This window comes from Limnospira sp. PMC 1279.21 (assembly GCF_032349615.1).
Lineage (GTDB): Bacteria > Cyanobacteriota > Cyanobacteriia > Cyanobacteriales > Microcoleaceae > Limnospira > Limnospira fusiformis.
This window is the reverse complement of the sequence record NZ_JARPLU010000136.1, coordinates 1-13,088: the sequence shown is the minus strand read 5'-3', so window position 1 is coordinate 13,088 and position 13,088 is coordinate 1. Positions and strand designations below refer to the sequence as shown.

General features: G+C 43.0%; 11 protein-coding genes and 1 pseudogene. 6 read left to right on the top strand and 6 right to left on the bottom strand.

The features are described 5' to 3' along the window. Positions 1-179 precede the first annotated feature (179 nt). Positions 180-1,304, bottom strand: coding sequence for a mechanosensitive ion channel family protein (locus tag P5683_RS18105; protein WP_006626138.1), 1,125 nt, complete (start codon positions 1,302-1,304; stop codon positions 180-182). Between the two features lie 26 nt (positions 1,305-1,330). After that, positions 1,331-2,434, bottom strand: coding sequence for a mechanosensitive ion channel family protein (locus P5683_RS18100; RefSeq protein ID WP_006626139.1), 1,104 nt, complete (start codon positions 2,432-2,434; stop codon positions 1,331-1,333). A 285-nt stretch (positions 2,435-2,719) separates the two neighbouring features. Here P5683_RS18100 and rpsO point away from each other — a divergent pair, with 285 nt between their 5' ends. From rpsO to aroF, 4 genes are all read left to right on the top strand, one after another. Beyond that, positions 2,720-2,989 carry a 30S ribosomal protein S15 gene (gene rpsO, locus P5683_RS18095; protein ID WP_006617943.1) on the top strand — a complete coding sequence of 90 codons (270 nt, stop codon included), beginning with the start codon at positions 2,720-2,722 and terminating at the stop codon, positions 2,987-2,989. Between the two features lie 68 nt (positions 2,990-3,057). Continuing rightward, positions 3,058-3,585, top strand: coding sequence for a PAM68 family protein (locus P5683_RS18090; RefSeq protein ID WP_006669266.1), 528 nt, complete (start codon positions 3,058-3,060; stop codon positions 3,583-3,585). Next, positions 3,546-3,917, top strand: coding sequence for a transposase (locus tag P5683_RS18085; RefSeq protein WP_006626142.1), 372 nt, complete (start codon positions 3,546-3,548; stop codon positions 3,915-3,917). The genes P5683_RS18090 and P5683_RS18085 overlap by 40 nt, the downstream gene beginning before the upstream one ends. A 692-nt stretch (positions 3,918-4,609) precedes the next feature. Further along, positions 4,610-5,674 carry a 3-deoxy-7-phosphoheptulonate synthase gene (gene aroF, locus P5683_RS18080; protein WP_006669267.1) on the top strand — a complete coding sequence of 355 codons (1,065 nt, stop codon included), beginning with the start codon at positions 4,610-4,612 and terminating at the stop codon, positions 5,672-5,674. A gap of 64 nt (positions 5,675-5,738) precedes the next feature. Here aroF and P5683_RS18075 read toward each other — a convergent pair whose 3' ends face one another. Next, positions 5,739-6,776, bottom strand: a complete 1,038-nt coding sequence (locus P5683_RS18075) for a hypothetical protein (protein ID WP_006669268.1) — start codon at positions 6,774-6,776, stop codon at positions 5,739-5,741. A 304-nt stretch (positions 6,777-7,080) separates the two neighbouring features. Between P5683_RS18075 and P5683_RS18070 the strand changes: the two genes are divergently transcribed. Together P5683_RS18070 and P5683_RS18065 are read left to right on the top strand one after the other, a co-directional pair. Then, on the top strand, positions 7,081-7,572 hold the full coding sequence (locus P5683_RS18070; RefSeq protein ID WP_008050238.1) for a L,D-transpeptidase: 492 nt from the start codon (positions 7,081-7,083) through the stop codon (positions 7,570-7,572). A 128-nt stretch (positions 7,573-7,700) separates the two neighbouring features. Continuing rightward, entirely contained in the window at positions 7,701-9,383 is a 1,683-nt protein-coding gene (locus P5683_RS18065; RefSeq protein ID WP_006626146.1) for an AarF/ABC1/UbiB kinase family protein, read from the top strand. A 70-nt stretch (positions 9,384-9,453) separates the two neighbouring features. Here the strand turns inward: P5683_RS18065 and P5683_RS18060 are convergent, their stop codons facing one another. The 3 genes and pseudogenes from P5683_RS18060 to P5683_RS18050 form a co-directional block, all read right to left on the bottom strand. Next, positions 9,454-11,244: a class I SAM-dependent methyltransferase gene (locus P5683_RS18060; RefSeq protein ID WP_006669272.1), complete on the bottom strand. Its 1,791-nt coding sequence runs from the start codon at positions 11,242-11,244 to the stop codon at positions 9,454-9,456. 119 nt (positions 11,245-11,363) lie between these two features. Further along, positions 11,364-12,833, bottom strand: coding sequence for a serine/threonine-protein kinase (locus tag P5683_RS18055; protein ID WP_006626148.1), 1,470 nt, complete (start codon positions 12,831-12,833; stop codon positions 11,364-11,366). Between the two features lie 67 nt (positions 12,834-12,900). Beyond that, positions 12,901-13,088, bottom strand: a pseudogene (locus P5683_RS18050) (hypothetical protein); the annotation flags it as partial.

The window sequence follows — 13,088 nt, the reverse complement described above, 5'->3', positions numbered from 1 at the left end:
TCTAACAGACCGAGGGCTTGACCTCTTTTACACTCGCTTTTTCTCTATGCAGCCTTGAAGGTTTCTGTTTTACACTACAATTTAATATGATGACTCTGCCTCTTTCTTCATCATTAGATTGAGGCTTTGTTTTTTATTGGCATCAAAAAAGTGTCGGCTTAATACAAGCCGACTTGATATTAAATCGTCACAGGAGACTCAACATAAATATTCGGTTCTTGCATATTGTACTTAATGCCATACCGCTTGAGTCTTTCCGTCAAACTTTGATTAGTTGATGCTAGTAAACTCTTACGCAGTGAAATGGCATTTTCACTAGAACCTAAAATAAAGAATGTCACCCTAGCGCGAAGATTACCCGTTTCTCCATAATTAAATAGGGAAATCTGGGTGCTTCCGGGGTCTATACCAAAAACTGAATCGGTACATTCTTTAATGGCTTGTTCTACTAAAGCCTGTTCGCGATCGTCAAGTTGAGTGATAAAATCCAGATATAGTAAAACCATCACTTTTTTACCACGACTGATATTTTCGATCGCCAGCCTCATTAAATTAGAGTTGGGAATAATTGCCAAAGTTCCCTTAGCTGCAATCCGAATTTTAGTAGACCGTAACCCAATAGATTCTACTCTCCCATAAATACCCTCAAGATCATCACCACGTTTTGGTAGTCGGATATATTCTCCACGGACAAACGGACGATCTAAACGTAAAACTATTGTGCCTAAAATCTGTTCTAAGGTGCTTTGGGCGGCAAATGCTACCGCTAAACCACTTACTGAAGCCCCTGCTACTAATGCACCTAGGGGCAGTTGTTGACTTTGGGCAAATGCGATCGCTGCTGTAAATCCAATTAAAACATTGGCAATGGTTTCAAATACCAAAAAAGTCTCGTCAACTTCCATGCCATATTTTCGGATAATCGGAATACCATAAATCCGCACCAATTGCCTAAATAACCGGGAGGCTAACCAGGCTATACTAGCAATTAGGGCTAGACTAACAAAGGGGCGAATAAAACGATATAAAGCCCGATTTTCTTCTAACCAAATCATTGACATAGAAATCAGAGTAAAAATGCCAACCATCCTAAAAGGTTGTTGGATAGGTCGCACAAAGTTCTCGGAAATTTCTTTTCCATTGATAGGTATAGCCCGCCTAATAATATATTGTATGAGGCTAGGGGTGTATTTTCCTATTAAGCAAGATATCAATACAAAGATTATGAAAATCAGAGGCTTAGGAATAGAATATTCCTGAATAATCTCAAAAATTGCGGCATCAGGATCAATGGGGTTCCACATGATGGTATTTAGCGTTTTAACTGTAATTAGACTGTGATGGGTGAATCAACGTAAATATTTTGATCTTCGATATCAAAGGCGATTCCGTATTGCTGTAAATTCATGCTAATGTCTTGACTGGCTAGATCGAGCATCTGACGGCGCAGTTCTAAGTTATTACGATTAGCACCTAATATAAAGAAGGTTACTTGGGCTTGAGTTTTGTTTTCTCCGGTGATTGGCTGTAAATTCTTAAAGCTAACATCAGTGCCTCTAGGGTCAATACCAAAGGTGTTTTTAGTGCTTTCTAAAATCACTTGACGGATGAGAGCTTGTTCCTCAGAGTCAATGGCAGAATGAAAGGTTAATCCTAGGATGGATATAATTTTTCTGGCTCCGGTATAGTTTTCTATACTGAGTTGAGTTAGGGAACTATTAGGGACTATAACTATGGTTCCTTTTCCTGATGTGCGAATTTTGGTCGATCGCAATCCCAAAGATTCTACCCGCCCGAAAGTCCCATCAGGTAAACCGATATAATCATCAACGACAAACGGGCGATCCAGATACAGAACAATTCCCCCTAGAATTTGGCTGAGGGTATTTTGAGCTGCAAAAGCGACAGCCAAACCACCTACCCCTAAACTAGCAATTAATCCGACAATATTAATTTGGTGAGTCTGAGCAAATACAACAATTGCGACTAGAATAATTACGCAGTTGGCTAGAATTTTGCCTACCAATAAAAACTCACTGTTAATATTGCGACCTTGTTTTGAGGCTACGTCAATAATATATAAGTCAAAAAATCTCTTAAATATTTGAGAAGCCAACCAACTGAGCAGAATGGTTAGGGATAAACTGATGATAACTTCTAGGAAACCTAGAGCGATGCTCAAGGGAGAATTAACCCATATAATTTCAATGATCACCAACAATACAGCGACAGCAGCCGGGATTTTATAGGATGATAAAATCTCAGAATAACTAGATATGCGTTCTTCAGGAATCAACTTAGCGATCGCCATTCGCCATAGTTTTGGTAGTAGCCATAAACCCATCAAAGCGGAGATTAACCCCAACAGTACCAATACCAATTTCAGTAGAGGATTAAACCCCAAAACGATCGCATCTGATGTTGTTTCAACCATAAACCATTCAACTCTCAACCATAACCAGGACTCGTTGAGAAGATATCAAGGCATCCATTAGTGGTGAATGTGTGTATCAGACATCGCCATCACCCGTTAACCCGTTAACCCGCAATCCTTTACCAGAACCAGACTCAACCAGAGTACCTGATCTAATTATAAAGGGCGATCGCACCTAGCGCCATCCATCTCCAGGCATAAATTCTTCTCAGCACCATCTGCCCAAGCTACAATATGCTAAGATCAAGAATTGTGTAAATTTAACCAACCGTAAAATTCTCAACTATGGCTCTGACACAACAAGATAAGCAAAAAATCATGGCCGAGCATCAAGCTCACGAAACAGACACCGGATCTTCCGATCTACAGGTAGCCATGCTCACCGAAAGAATTAACCGACTCAGCCAACACCTCAAAGCCAATAAGCATGATCACGCTTCCCGTCGTGGCCTTCTCCAGATTATCGGACGCAGAAAAAGATTATTAGCCTATATTAATAAACAGGATCAGCAACGCTATCGCGAACTGATCACCCGTTTGGGAATCCGGGGCTAAATCCGATAGCAGATTTACCCAATCGTACCAAATTCCTGTCAACCCACCCACAGCACTCACAATCTACCATGTCCTCCGATCGCCCCCGCCAACCACTTCCCTTTGAACCGAAAAAAACCCGCAAAAAGCAGGCTGAAAGTAGCAAACCAGCCGCCTCAGACCAGGGAAAATCGGATAAATCGGCTTCGCCCAAGGTAGCTAAAACCCCAAAAACTAGCCGCACATCGGACACCTCTGCGCCCCGCCGTCAACCTAGACGGGAAGATATGACTATTCCGGAAGTAGTCAGTCAGCGGATGGTGTCCCGGATGGTGGTTTTATCCGGTATTCCTCTGTTAATGGCTATATCTACCTTTGTGGGCAGTTATTTTATTGTCACCAATGAGATATTCCCCCTACCCAACACAGCAGTCTTGCTGGTGAGTCTGGGGTGCTTTGGCTTGAGTGTGGTGGGTCTTAGCTACGGAGTTCTCTCGGCTTCCTGGGACGAAAACCTAAGTGGGAGTTTCCTCGGCTGGCAGGAATTTAAGATCAACCTAGGGCGGGCGATAGAGGCTTGGAAAGAAAGTCGCCAGCCAAGTTCACCCAAAAATTAAAAAAGCCTACAGGAATTCCCTTACCCGAAAAGGTAGGGGATGAAAAGAATTTAAAGCGTAAACAACAGCAACTATCCCGAAAGCAGAAAGGGTCTAATAGCCTTAATAAAGCCGGAACCAAGAAAGTCGCTAGAGTTTACGGTAAAATCACTAACTGTCGTGAGGATTTTATACACAAGCGATCGCGTAGGATAGTAGGCGAAAACCAAGTCATTGTGACGGAGAATCTAAATGTCAAAGACATGATGAAAAACCACTGTCTGGCTGACCTTGAAAAAGTGGGATGGGGAATGTTTATGACTATGCTTAAATACGCGGAAAATGATGGTTAAAGTTTATCAAGAAGTTGATAGGTTTTTCCTTCAGATAAAACTTGTGATGTGGGCTTAAATCAGGTGGGTAGTTTACGGCTTGACATCAGGGAATAGACTTGTGAAAATTGCCAAACCAAACAGGATAGAGATATTCACTGAGCGATTTCTCTCAGAGATGAGGGGCTACGAGTTTTTACCTGTGGGACGCGGGGCAAAGCTGATCGTCAGACTGTTGGTGATTAGAGGGGGATTCACTGGTAATAACCAGATATTTCGGGAAATATTTTTCTAAGTATGGTAGTCTATTGAGTAGAGAGTTAAGCAATAGCCAAAGATGGTTTGCTGAAGCATCAAGTAGCTGACTATAGCTATATTGTAGTGAGCAGTTGAATAGACCACCAGAATGGACTCAACAATAGCGCTTTTAACCTAACTGTTAAAGGCTCTTAGAGTGACACATCATCTGGCGTGATTACTTCACTTCAGATGGTGCCCTACTCAGAAACTTCCGGCTCTGGCCAGATTTTTCGGGGTTAAATGTATCTGTAAGTCATAGTAGTAGAGGACCAAAGACATCTACTACTGTGCTGGTCTCTGGGTAAGAATCCGGCGCTGTATGCTTGCGTAGCGCGTAGGGACAGTTGACATTAGGTCTGTACCCTTTATTAGCCACTCAAAAATGGTGGCTGCGACAATTTTGTGAGGTTTACATGATTATTGTAATGAAAGTTGGCTCTCCAGAAGCCGAAATCGAACGTCTTAGTGATGAACTCCGCAGCGGTTGGGGTTTAACACCAGAAAAAATCGTCGGAAAACATAAAGTTGTAATTGGGCTAGTAGGAGAAACAGCAGGTCTTGATCCCCTACAACTCCAGGAAATTAGCCCATTTATTGAACAGGTGTTACGAGTCGAAAAACCCTACAAACGTGCTAGTCGGGAATTTCGTCACGGCGAGTCCAGTGATGTAGCTGTTACCACTCCCAGTGGAATAGTTCACTTTGGCGAAAATCGTCCCCTAGTGGTGGTGGCGGGTCCCTGTTCGGTAGAAAATGAACAAATGATCGTGGAGACGGCGCTGCGGGTGAAAGCTGCTGGGGCGAAGTTCTTACGCGGTGGCGCATTTAAACCTCGCACGTCTCCATACGCTTTCCAAGGTCATGGAGAAAGCGCTCTGAACCTTTTAGCTGCTGCGCGTGAAGCGTCAGGACTGGGAGTGATTACGGAGTTAATGGACGCAGACGACTTAGAAAAGTTGTCTGAGGTGGCGGATGTGATCCAAATTGGCGCTCGTAATATGCAGAATTTCTCGCTGCTGAAAAAAGTAGGGGCTCAGGATAAACCAGTATTGCTGAAGCGGGGTATGTCTGCGACTATTGAAGAATGGCTAATGGCCGCAGAATATATCTTAGCGGCGGGTAACCCGAATGTGATTCTGTGTGAACGGGGAATCCGCACTTTCGATCGCCAATATACCCGCAATACCCTTGATTTGTCGGTAATTCCGGTATTGCGATCGCTCACTCACTTACCAATTATGATTGACCCGAGCCACGGCACGGGATTTGCGGAGCACGTTCCATCTATGGCTAGAGCGGCGATCGCCGCCGGGACAGACTCCCTGATGATCGAAGTTCACCCCAACCCAGCCAAAGCCATGTCAGATGGTCCCCAATCCCTGACTCCGGCAGATTTTGATCAACTAATGCAAGACCTATCGGTTATTGGTAAATCGGTTAATCGCTGGTCGGAGAAGTCAGTTGCAGTCCCCGCCTAGTCTAATAAAGGTTTAACCACCATATAAGTCTCAAATGCACGGGTTAAGGCTCGTGCATTATTTATTAGTCTGTATGGGAGGAATCACTATTTTTAATCAGCATATCCACCTGATGGGTGACATTTTTAAGTAGCTGGTACAGCAGAGGCAAATTTTCCGATGAGAGATTAGCGGAATTACAATGTCCTTGCAAGTCATTAAGTTTCCTTTGCAATTGTTGAGCCAGACGCAAAGCATCCAAACTCAATTTTGATAGTTGTTGCTGTTGATAAAACTTTAAAGCCGCTCCTCGTAATACCTGTAAATTAGCTTCCTCGCCATAATTCCCAGGAACCAATCGCAGCCGCAACAGCAGATGAGTATTATAATAAATCCGCTCAATTTCTATCTGTTTGGGTTGGGAAATTGGTAGCATAGGCAGTTTCACCAACCGCTTTAACTCATTAATCACCCATTGAAACTGCGATGGTTCTAAATTATCAATAACAGACTTGAGAATACCATTTTGGCTCCATAAAATCCGTCCTTTGGATTCTTGCCTCTCAAAATACAGTCGGCCAATACCCTCCAACAACACCCTAGCTAGTAACTCTTCCAATAACTTGGGTGGTGGTAACTTGGCCAGTCGCTCTATGGGACTACTGAGGTATTCGGGACGAAGATCCAGCTTAGGTAACATTTCATTAATCTTTGAGGCTGGAGGTTGTTTAGCCTTTGGTAGTCTTGGGGAATCTGGCGGGGATGTTTCCCCGGAGGCTAATGGTTCATCGGGAGGGGTAGGAGAGTTATCTAAAGGAGTTTTTTCGGTGGTGGGTTTTTCGCTATGGTACAAATAAGCAGTCAGAATGGAGCGATGGCTCTCAGCCGAAATCGGCTGACTGACAACAGAGCAATTTAGATATGCTAATATCTGGTGGGCATAATTTATGGCTAATTCATCATCAGGATCGACCATACCTAAGTAAAGGGTATTATCCTTGAGAGATATGGGCAAAATCCGATGATGAAGACAGACTTCAAAAGGCAAAATACTATCAACTAATGGAAAAATCTGTCCAGCATCTAAATATTCCATTTCGCCTGTTTCCGAATTTGTTAACATGAGCCAACTTGACAATAGTAACTATCTTTGGTTTCCTGAAAATTTAACTTAAACCGGCAATTATTAATGATTCTAGTTTGTGGATTTACTGTGTCACGGTTTTTACTGTCAGGTACAAAACTTGACGGGATTTGATATTTATTAGCACACCCATACCCCAATCATAGCACGCTTGGCGATCGCCATTTTCTTGTTTAAACCCCTAGGTAAGTTATTGAGAGTTATGTTCAGAACATTTCTGTCACCGGCCCTCAGTCCCATGATATTACTATCATTATTATCAATACTACTGCCTTATAGTAGTATGGCTGCCACTACTACCCCAGGAGTAGATGTGGCAAAAACGGGAATTTCCCCAAAATTTGCCACGGCCTATCATGTCAGCGATTGGCTACAATATTCTCCTAGTCAACTAGAATTAGTTATTCGCTTAGGAGAACGTCGGGTTTATGTCATGAACAACGCGCGTGTTGTCACTAGCTATCCCATAGCCATTGGTAGAAACGGATGGGAAACCCCCATCGGCCACTATCAGGTTATTCAAATGATCGAAGACCCAACCTGGGAACATCCTCTAAATGGAGATATTATCCCCCCAGGTCGAGATAACCCCCTTGGTAGTCACTGGATTGGATTTTGGACTGATGGCACTAACTACATAGGTTTTCATGGCACCCCCAATGAAGAAACGGTCGGACAAGCCGTTTCCCATGGTTGCGTTCGTATGTTTAACCGGGATGTGTTAGCACTATTTAACAAAGTGCAACTGGGAACTCCCGTCATTGTTGAACCCTAGATTGAGATGAGGATTGGTCATCTATGGAAAAAAATCCCAGGAGACTCTAATATGTCTCCTGTTTTCGCGCTCAGTAGAAAATCGACACCTAATGCGACTAAAATAGACAAATTGCCCGAAATCCTCGAATGCTAACTCAGAAAACCCCTAAACCCCTCCGTTGGCAGCGCAGCAAATACTCACCCCTCACCCGACAGATTGATGTTTTTTCTGCCGCTGGGACGTTTCTGTTCTATTTGTGGTGGGATCGGCTTTGGGGAAATAATGCCTCTGCCACTAAACAAAAGCGGGCAAAATGGTTAATTCAAACCATGCTTGACCTGGGGCCAACATTTATTAAAATTGGACAAGCGCTTTCCACCCGTGCTGATATTCTGCCCTTAGAATATGTGGCGGAGTTAGAAAAACTCCAGGATAAAGTACCTCCTTTTAGTGCCGATCGCGCTGTAGCTATTATTGAGTCAGAATTGGGTAACTCTTTATTTAGCCTTTATCGTGAGTTTAATGAGCGTCCCCTAGCCGCCGCCAGTCTCGGACAAGTTCATCGGGCTAAATTGCATACAGGAGAACAGGTCATAGTTAAGGTTCAACGCCCAGGACTTAAAGAACTTTTTGATCTGGATATGCAAGCCGTCCGTCGTGTGATGCGCTTCTGTCAACGTTCCTTTGCTTGGGCAAGACTCTATGATCTCGATGCTATATATAATGAATTTTTCATGATTTTATATCAGGAAATTGATTATATTAAAGAAGGTAAAAACGCCGATAGATTTCGAGATAATTTTGATAACTATTCGGGAATTATTGTTCCTAAAGTTTACTGGGAATATACCACCCATAAAGTTTTAACTTTGGAATATTTGCCGGGGATTAAGGTTGATGACCGGAAAACTCTACAAGCCTGCGGTGTTGACATTAAACGAGTTAATCAATTAGGGATTTGTTGCTATCTTAAACAGATTTTACAGGATGGCTTTTTTCAAGCAGACCCCCACCCCGGAAATATTGCTGTTAGTTCTAATGGTAGTCTGATTTTCTACGATTTCGGGATGATGGCTGAAATCAAGGCTTTGGCTAAGGATCAGATGATCCGCAGCTTTTTTGCAGTGATGCGAAAAGATGTGGATGTGGTGATTGATACTCTGATTGATATTGGTTTAGTTGAACCGATGTCTGATATGACTCCGGTGCGGCGCTTGATCAGGTTTTTGTTAGATGAATTTACGGAAAAACCTATTGATTTTCAAGCATTTAATGTGATTAAAGATGAGCTTTATATAATGTTTGAACAGCAGCCTTTTCGCCTACCTGCTGAGATGACATTTTTACTGAAATCTTTAACTACTTTAGACGGAGTAGCCCGCGCCCTAGACCCGGAATATAATTTGGTAGACTGCGCTCAACCTTTTATTAAAAGTGTTACTGTTTCTAAGCAGGAACGGGGTAGTTTAGTGGGAGAGTTGACTAAACAGGCGCGAGATTTTATCAATTTTAAATTCAACCAACCTAGCCGCGCTGAGTTATTTATTAGTCGCCTAGAACAACGCATTGAGGAAGGGGAAATTAAGTTTAGGGTTCGTTCGATTGAAAGCGATCGCGCTTTGAAACGGGTTAATTTTGCCCTCAAAACTTTGATTCATGGTTGTTGGTCAGGATTTACTCTGATTTCGGGAATACTATTAATAATTGCTGGTAAAAATGGCTGGGCTGTTTTTTTCCTAGTCATCGCTGGGGTGGGGGTGGTAATATTTTTGCGATCGCTTCTCAACCTCTCCATTCGTGAACGCCTAGACCGCATGGCGGAACAGTAACAGCCTAGCCTCCTCAGTCATCCCTGTTAGAGATTCCTTATTCTTAATTAATGATCCAGACTAGAGAGATTTATTGACGTTGTAGTAAAATGGCGGTTTGCCAATAATAGGCTTCTTGGCGAATTTCAATGACTTGAAAAAACGGTTGTACCATCTTACAGAAATAATCGAGGTCATAAAAAACGAGCGATCGCGTATCTCGACCCAAAGTAAACATAGCAAAATCCGACTTACTATATTCATCATATTTTTGTAAACATTCAGCCCTTTTATCTGGCGGCCAAACATTATTATTAGATAACCACTTTTCCTTAAAGTCTTTAATTAGATTCATCAGATGCTGTTCTTGGATAGTAATATAAGCCATACCACCAGGACTAATAATCCGACGAAGTTCTAATAACCAAGCCTCAGCCAAATCGTCAATATGGGTAAAAACTGAACCCGCATAAATCAAATCAAAATATCGATCCTCAAAGGGTAAATGAGGATTAGTGGTACAGGTCAAAAAGTGAAAAGGAGGCCTCATATATTGCTTACACCAGTTAATGCAGTCAGCATTAATATCAGCCCCCCAAATTTCGCAGGTATTAGCTTGATCGCTTAAAAATCTCATCATTCTTCCAGACGCACAACCAAAGTCTAATATCCGGCTTCCTGGGTTTAAAGAAAACTTAGCTTTTTCTAGGGATTCTAACAGTAGGCGAATTTGAATTTTACCAGATTCAAGATAGTAGTCCTCCCCCCTGTCTGCAAATACTAGCATCAGGGGACGTGGAGGGACAGGAAACTGCCAGGTTTTGGTTTTATAGTCTTGTTGTGGGGGGGTAGGTTTAGGCATCATGTAGGATACTGAATCCCCTGATTTTGGGTAATATTTGAGCCAATCAATAGGTTCAAGATTATGGGAAATTTGAGGCGCTTTTGATTCCAGATCATCGGATTTTTTTTGCAGTTCTTGTAGTTTATTCTGTGCGGTTGTAAAATCTGGCTTTAGTTCCAAAACTTTTTGAAAATAAGCGATCGCTTCATCAACCCTTTTAACTTTCTGTAAACACTTAGCCAATTTATAGTAAGTTTGAGGGGAATTGGGGTTCAGTTTGATGGCGCTTTGGTAAACCGGAATCGCCTGGTCAAATCGCTTGAGATAGACTAAGGTATCAGCTAAATTACTATGAGTCCAGAAAAAATTAGGGTTAATTTCAGCAGCTTTTTGATAAACGGGAACCGCATCCGACCAGCGTTTAAGGTGTCTGAGTGCATCTCCCAAATGATTATAAGCCCAACAAAAGTTAGGGTCAATTTCTATAGCCTTTTGATAAACGGTAACCGCCTCCGACCATCTTTCAAGTTGAATTAAAGCCTCACCCCAATTATTATAAGTCCAGAAAAAAGTCGAGTTAATCTGAGATGCTTTTTGATAAACAGAAGCAGCATCTTCCCATTGTTCTTGTTGACTGAGAGCTTGTCCTAGGTTATTATAAGCCCAGAAAAAGTTAGGGTCTAGTTGAATAGCCTGCTGACAGACTGGAACAGCATCTTCCCAGCGTTCAAGTTTAATAAAAATCCCACCCAAACTATTATAAGACCAGGAATCTTCGGGATTAAGTTTAATAGCTTGTTGATAAGCACCGATCGCCTCTTCTAATCTACCAGCTTTCACCAGAAGATTACCCCATTTTTGGTAAGCATCAGCCCAACTGGGGACCAAGACAGTAACTTGACGATAACAGGTGATCGCCTCTTCAAGTTTATTTTCCGCCACACAAGTATTCGCCTGCTGATATAGTTGCTTAACAGCAGCTTGAATTTTTTGGCTAAAAGTTGGTTCAGCATTAGGTTGAGGGGTATCTTGAGACATGAAAACCTCCATAAATGCTCTTCAAGGTCAATTCTATCAGCCTTCTGGACTTCTGGGTGAGATTTCCCCAGGGACAGATCAGAACAATTGTATTGTGATCATATTTCCGTGATAGTCTGTCAAAGTCCGCAAGCCTCCACACTTAAAAATAAATGTTCCAGCAGCCATAGAGTTCTATCCCACTCTCGGCCAGCCATCACACTCAAGGCGGGTAGATGACCTTCGGGGGCTTTCAGAGAAAATGATAACTGATCATAGTCTTTGACATATATATCATCTGATGGGTGGCGATCGCACCATCCCACCCGTTGAGCAAATTCAGATGTGTTTTGGTTAACCTGTTCCCAAATCCGCCTTTGAACCCCAAAGCCAAAGCGACCGCGACTAGCCTGTTCCCAAACTTGATTAATTTCCCTTAACTCTCGACAGGGAAAAGTAGCTATTTGTGCGGTACTAAAACACCCAGCCTGACTACCGACAATTTCCAGCATTAACCGAGAAGTTTCAGCATCAGCCTCCCGCCATTTTCCGGCTTTCATGAGATCCTGTAACTTTTGATAAGGATTCAGTTTAGGGGTAACTTTGGGGGGAGGTGGGGGAGTGGCAGCGTGGGTATATTTTTGGGTGATCGGTGGAACAATGCGCTGATAGTTCTGGGTAGGTATAGGTTGATACTGATAGGGATAGGGCTGTTTAAGAATTTGTAGCACTTCTTGAGCCGACTGATAGCGATCGCGAACAAAATCCCGGGTTAAGCGGTCCAAAACCTCTGCTAACTGTCGGGGGACAGAAACATTAGCTGGTAAACGTTCTCGCCATACCCAACGCCCTTCCATAGCATCATAGAGGTCATCTCTACCATCTTCTGAGGGTAAACACCCAGTCAGCAAACGCAAACAAGTCACCCCTAAACTATACAAATCACTAGCGGGGTAGACCTGACCTCGTAACTGTTCCATAGGTATATATCCAGGTGTCCCGACAGTAGTTCCCTGTCCCACCGTGGTAGTTCCCGTCACCTGTTTAGAGACACCAAAATCAATCAGGATTAACTGATTATCGCGGCTACGGCGCATGATATTTTCTGGTTTGATGTCACGGTGAATTATATTGCGGTTGTGGATAATCTGGAGGATCTCAAGCAATTCAGACAAAATTTGATAAATCTGATCAGGATTAAAATGTCCCTTTTGCTGTAACTCCTGCAACAGATTCTGTCCATCAATATATTCTTGCACCAAATAAAGTCGCCTATCCTGTTCAAAATAGGCAATCAACCCCGGAATTTGGGGATGTTCCCCTAACTCATATAACCGCTGGGCTTCTTGTTTAAATAATTCTGTGGCTTTTTGTCGCGCTGCTGTTCCCTGAACTTGGGGCATAAATTGCTTAATCACACAGGGATCATTCATCCGATCAACATCTTTGGCTTCATAGGTGCGACTGAACCCCCCGTATCCCAATTGTCGAATTACGCGATAGCGGTTTCGGAACAATGGCAGCAAAATCGGCGCCCCACAGCTTTGACAAAATCGATAACCCTCATTATTAAATGGGTTAGGGCAACTTGGGTTGCAACAGTACAGCATCTCCAGGGTTGAACGAGTTTGCTCTATTGTCTCATGTTTCTCGATCTACCCTGGTGGCTGATGAAGCTCACCCCACCTGCCTTGGGCAGGTGGGGGTGTCGGTGCTAACCTCGAACTGTGCTAGTCCACAGGTCACACAAACAAGCCCAGCTTCTAGGCGAACCTCGAGAACTTTGGATCGAGGGTTCCTCACTGTCCTTACTGATACATTTACGCGACATTTTTCCGGTTGTTCCCGGACAATGCAACGATAGC

Bases quoted from the DNA above. Each gene is read 5' to 3' on its own strand.
- P5683_RS18105 (WP_006626138.1), bottom strand. From the start codon at position 1,304: ATGTGGAACCCCATTGATCCTGATGCCGCAATTTTTGAGATTATTCAG.
- P5683_RS18100 (WP_006626139.1), bottom strand. From the start codon at position 2,434: ATGGTTGAAACAACATCAGATGCGATCGTTTTGGGGTTTAATCCTCTA.
- rpsO (WP_006617943.1), top strand. From the start codon at position 2,720: ATGGCTCTGACACAACAAGATAAGCAAAAAATCATGGCCGAGCATCAA.
- P5683_RS18090 (WP_006669266.1), top strand. From the start codon at position 3,058: ATGTCCTCCGATCGCCCCCGCCAACCACTTCCCTTTGAACCGAAAAAA.
- aroF (WP_006669267.1), top strand. From the start codon at position 4,610: ATGATTATTGTAATGAAAGTTGGCTCTCCAGAAGCCGAAATCGAACGT.
- P5683_RS18075 (WP_006669268.1), bottom strand. From the start codon at position 6,776: ATGTTAACAAATTCGGAAACAGGCGAAATGGAATATTTAGATGCTGGA.
- P5683_RS18070 (WP_008050238.1), top strand. From the start codon at position 7,081: ATGGCTGCCACTACTACCCCAGGAGTAGATGTGGCAAAAACGGGAATT.
- P5683_RS18065 (WP_006626146.1), top strand. From the start codon at position 7,701: ATGCTAACTCAGAAAACCCCTAAACCCCTCCGTTGGCAGCGCAGCAAA.
- P5683_RS18060 (WP_006669272.1), bottom strand. From the start codon at position 11,244: ATGTCTCAAGATACCCCTCAACCTAATGCTGAACCAACTTTTAGCCAA.
- P5683_RS18055 (WP_006626148.1), bottom strand. From the start codon at position 12,833: ATGCTGTACTGTTGCAACCCAAGTTGCCCTAACCCATTTAATAATGAG.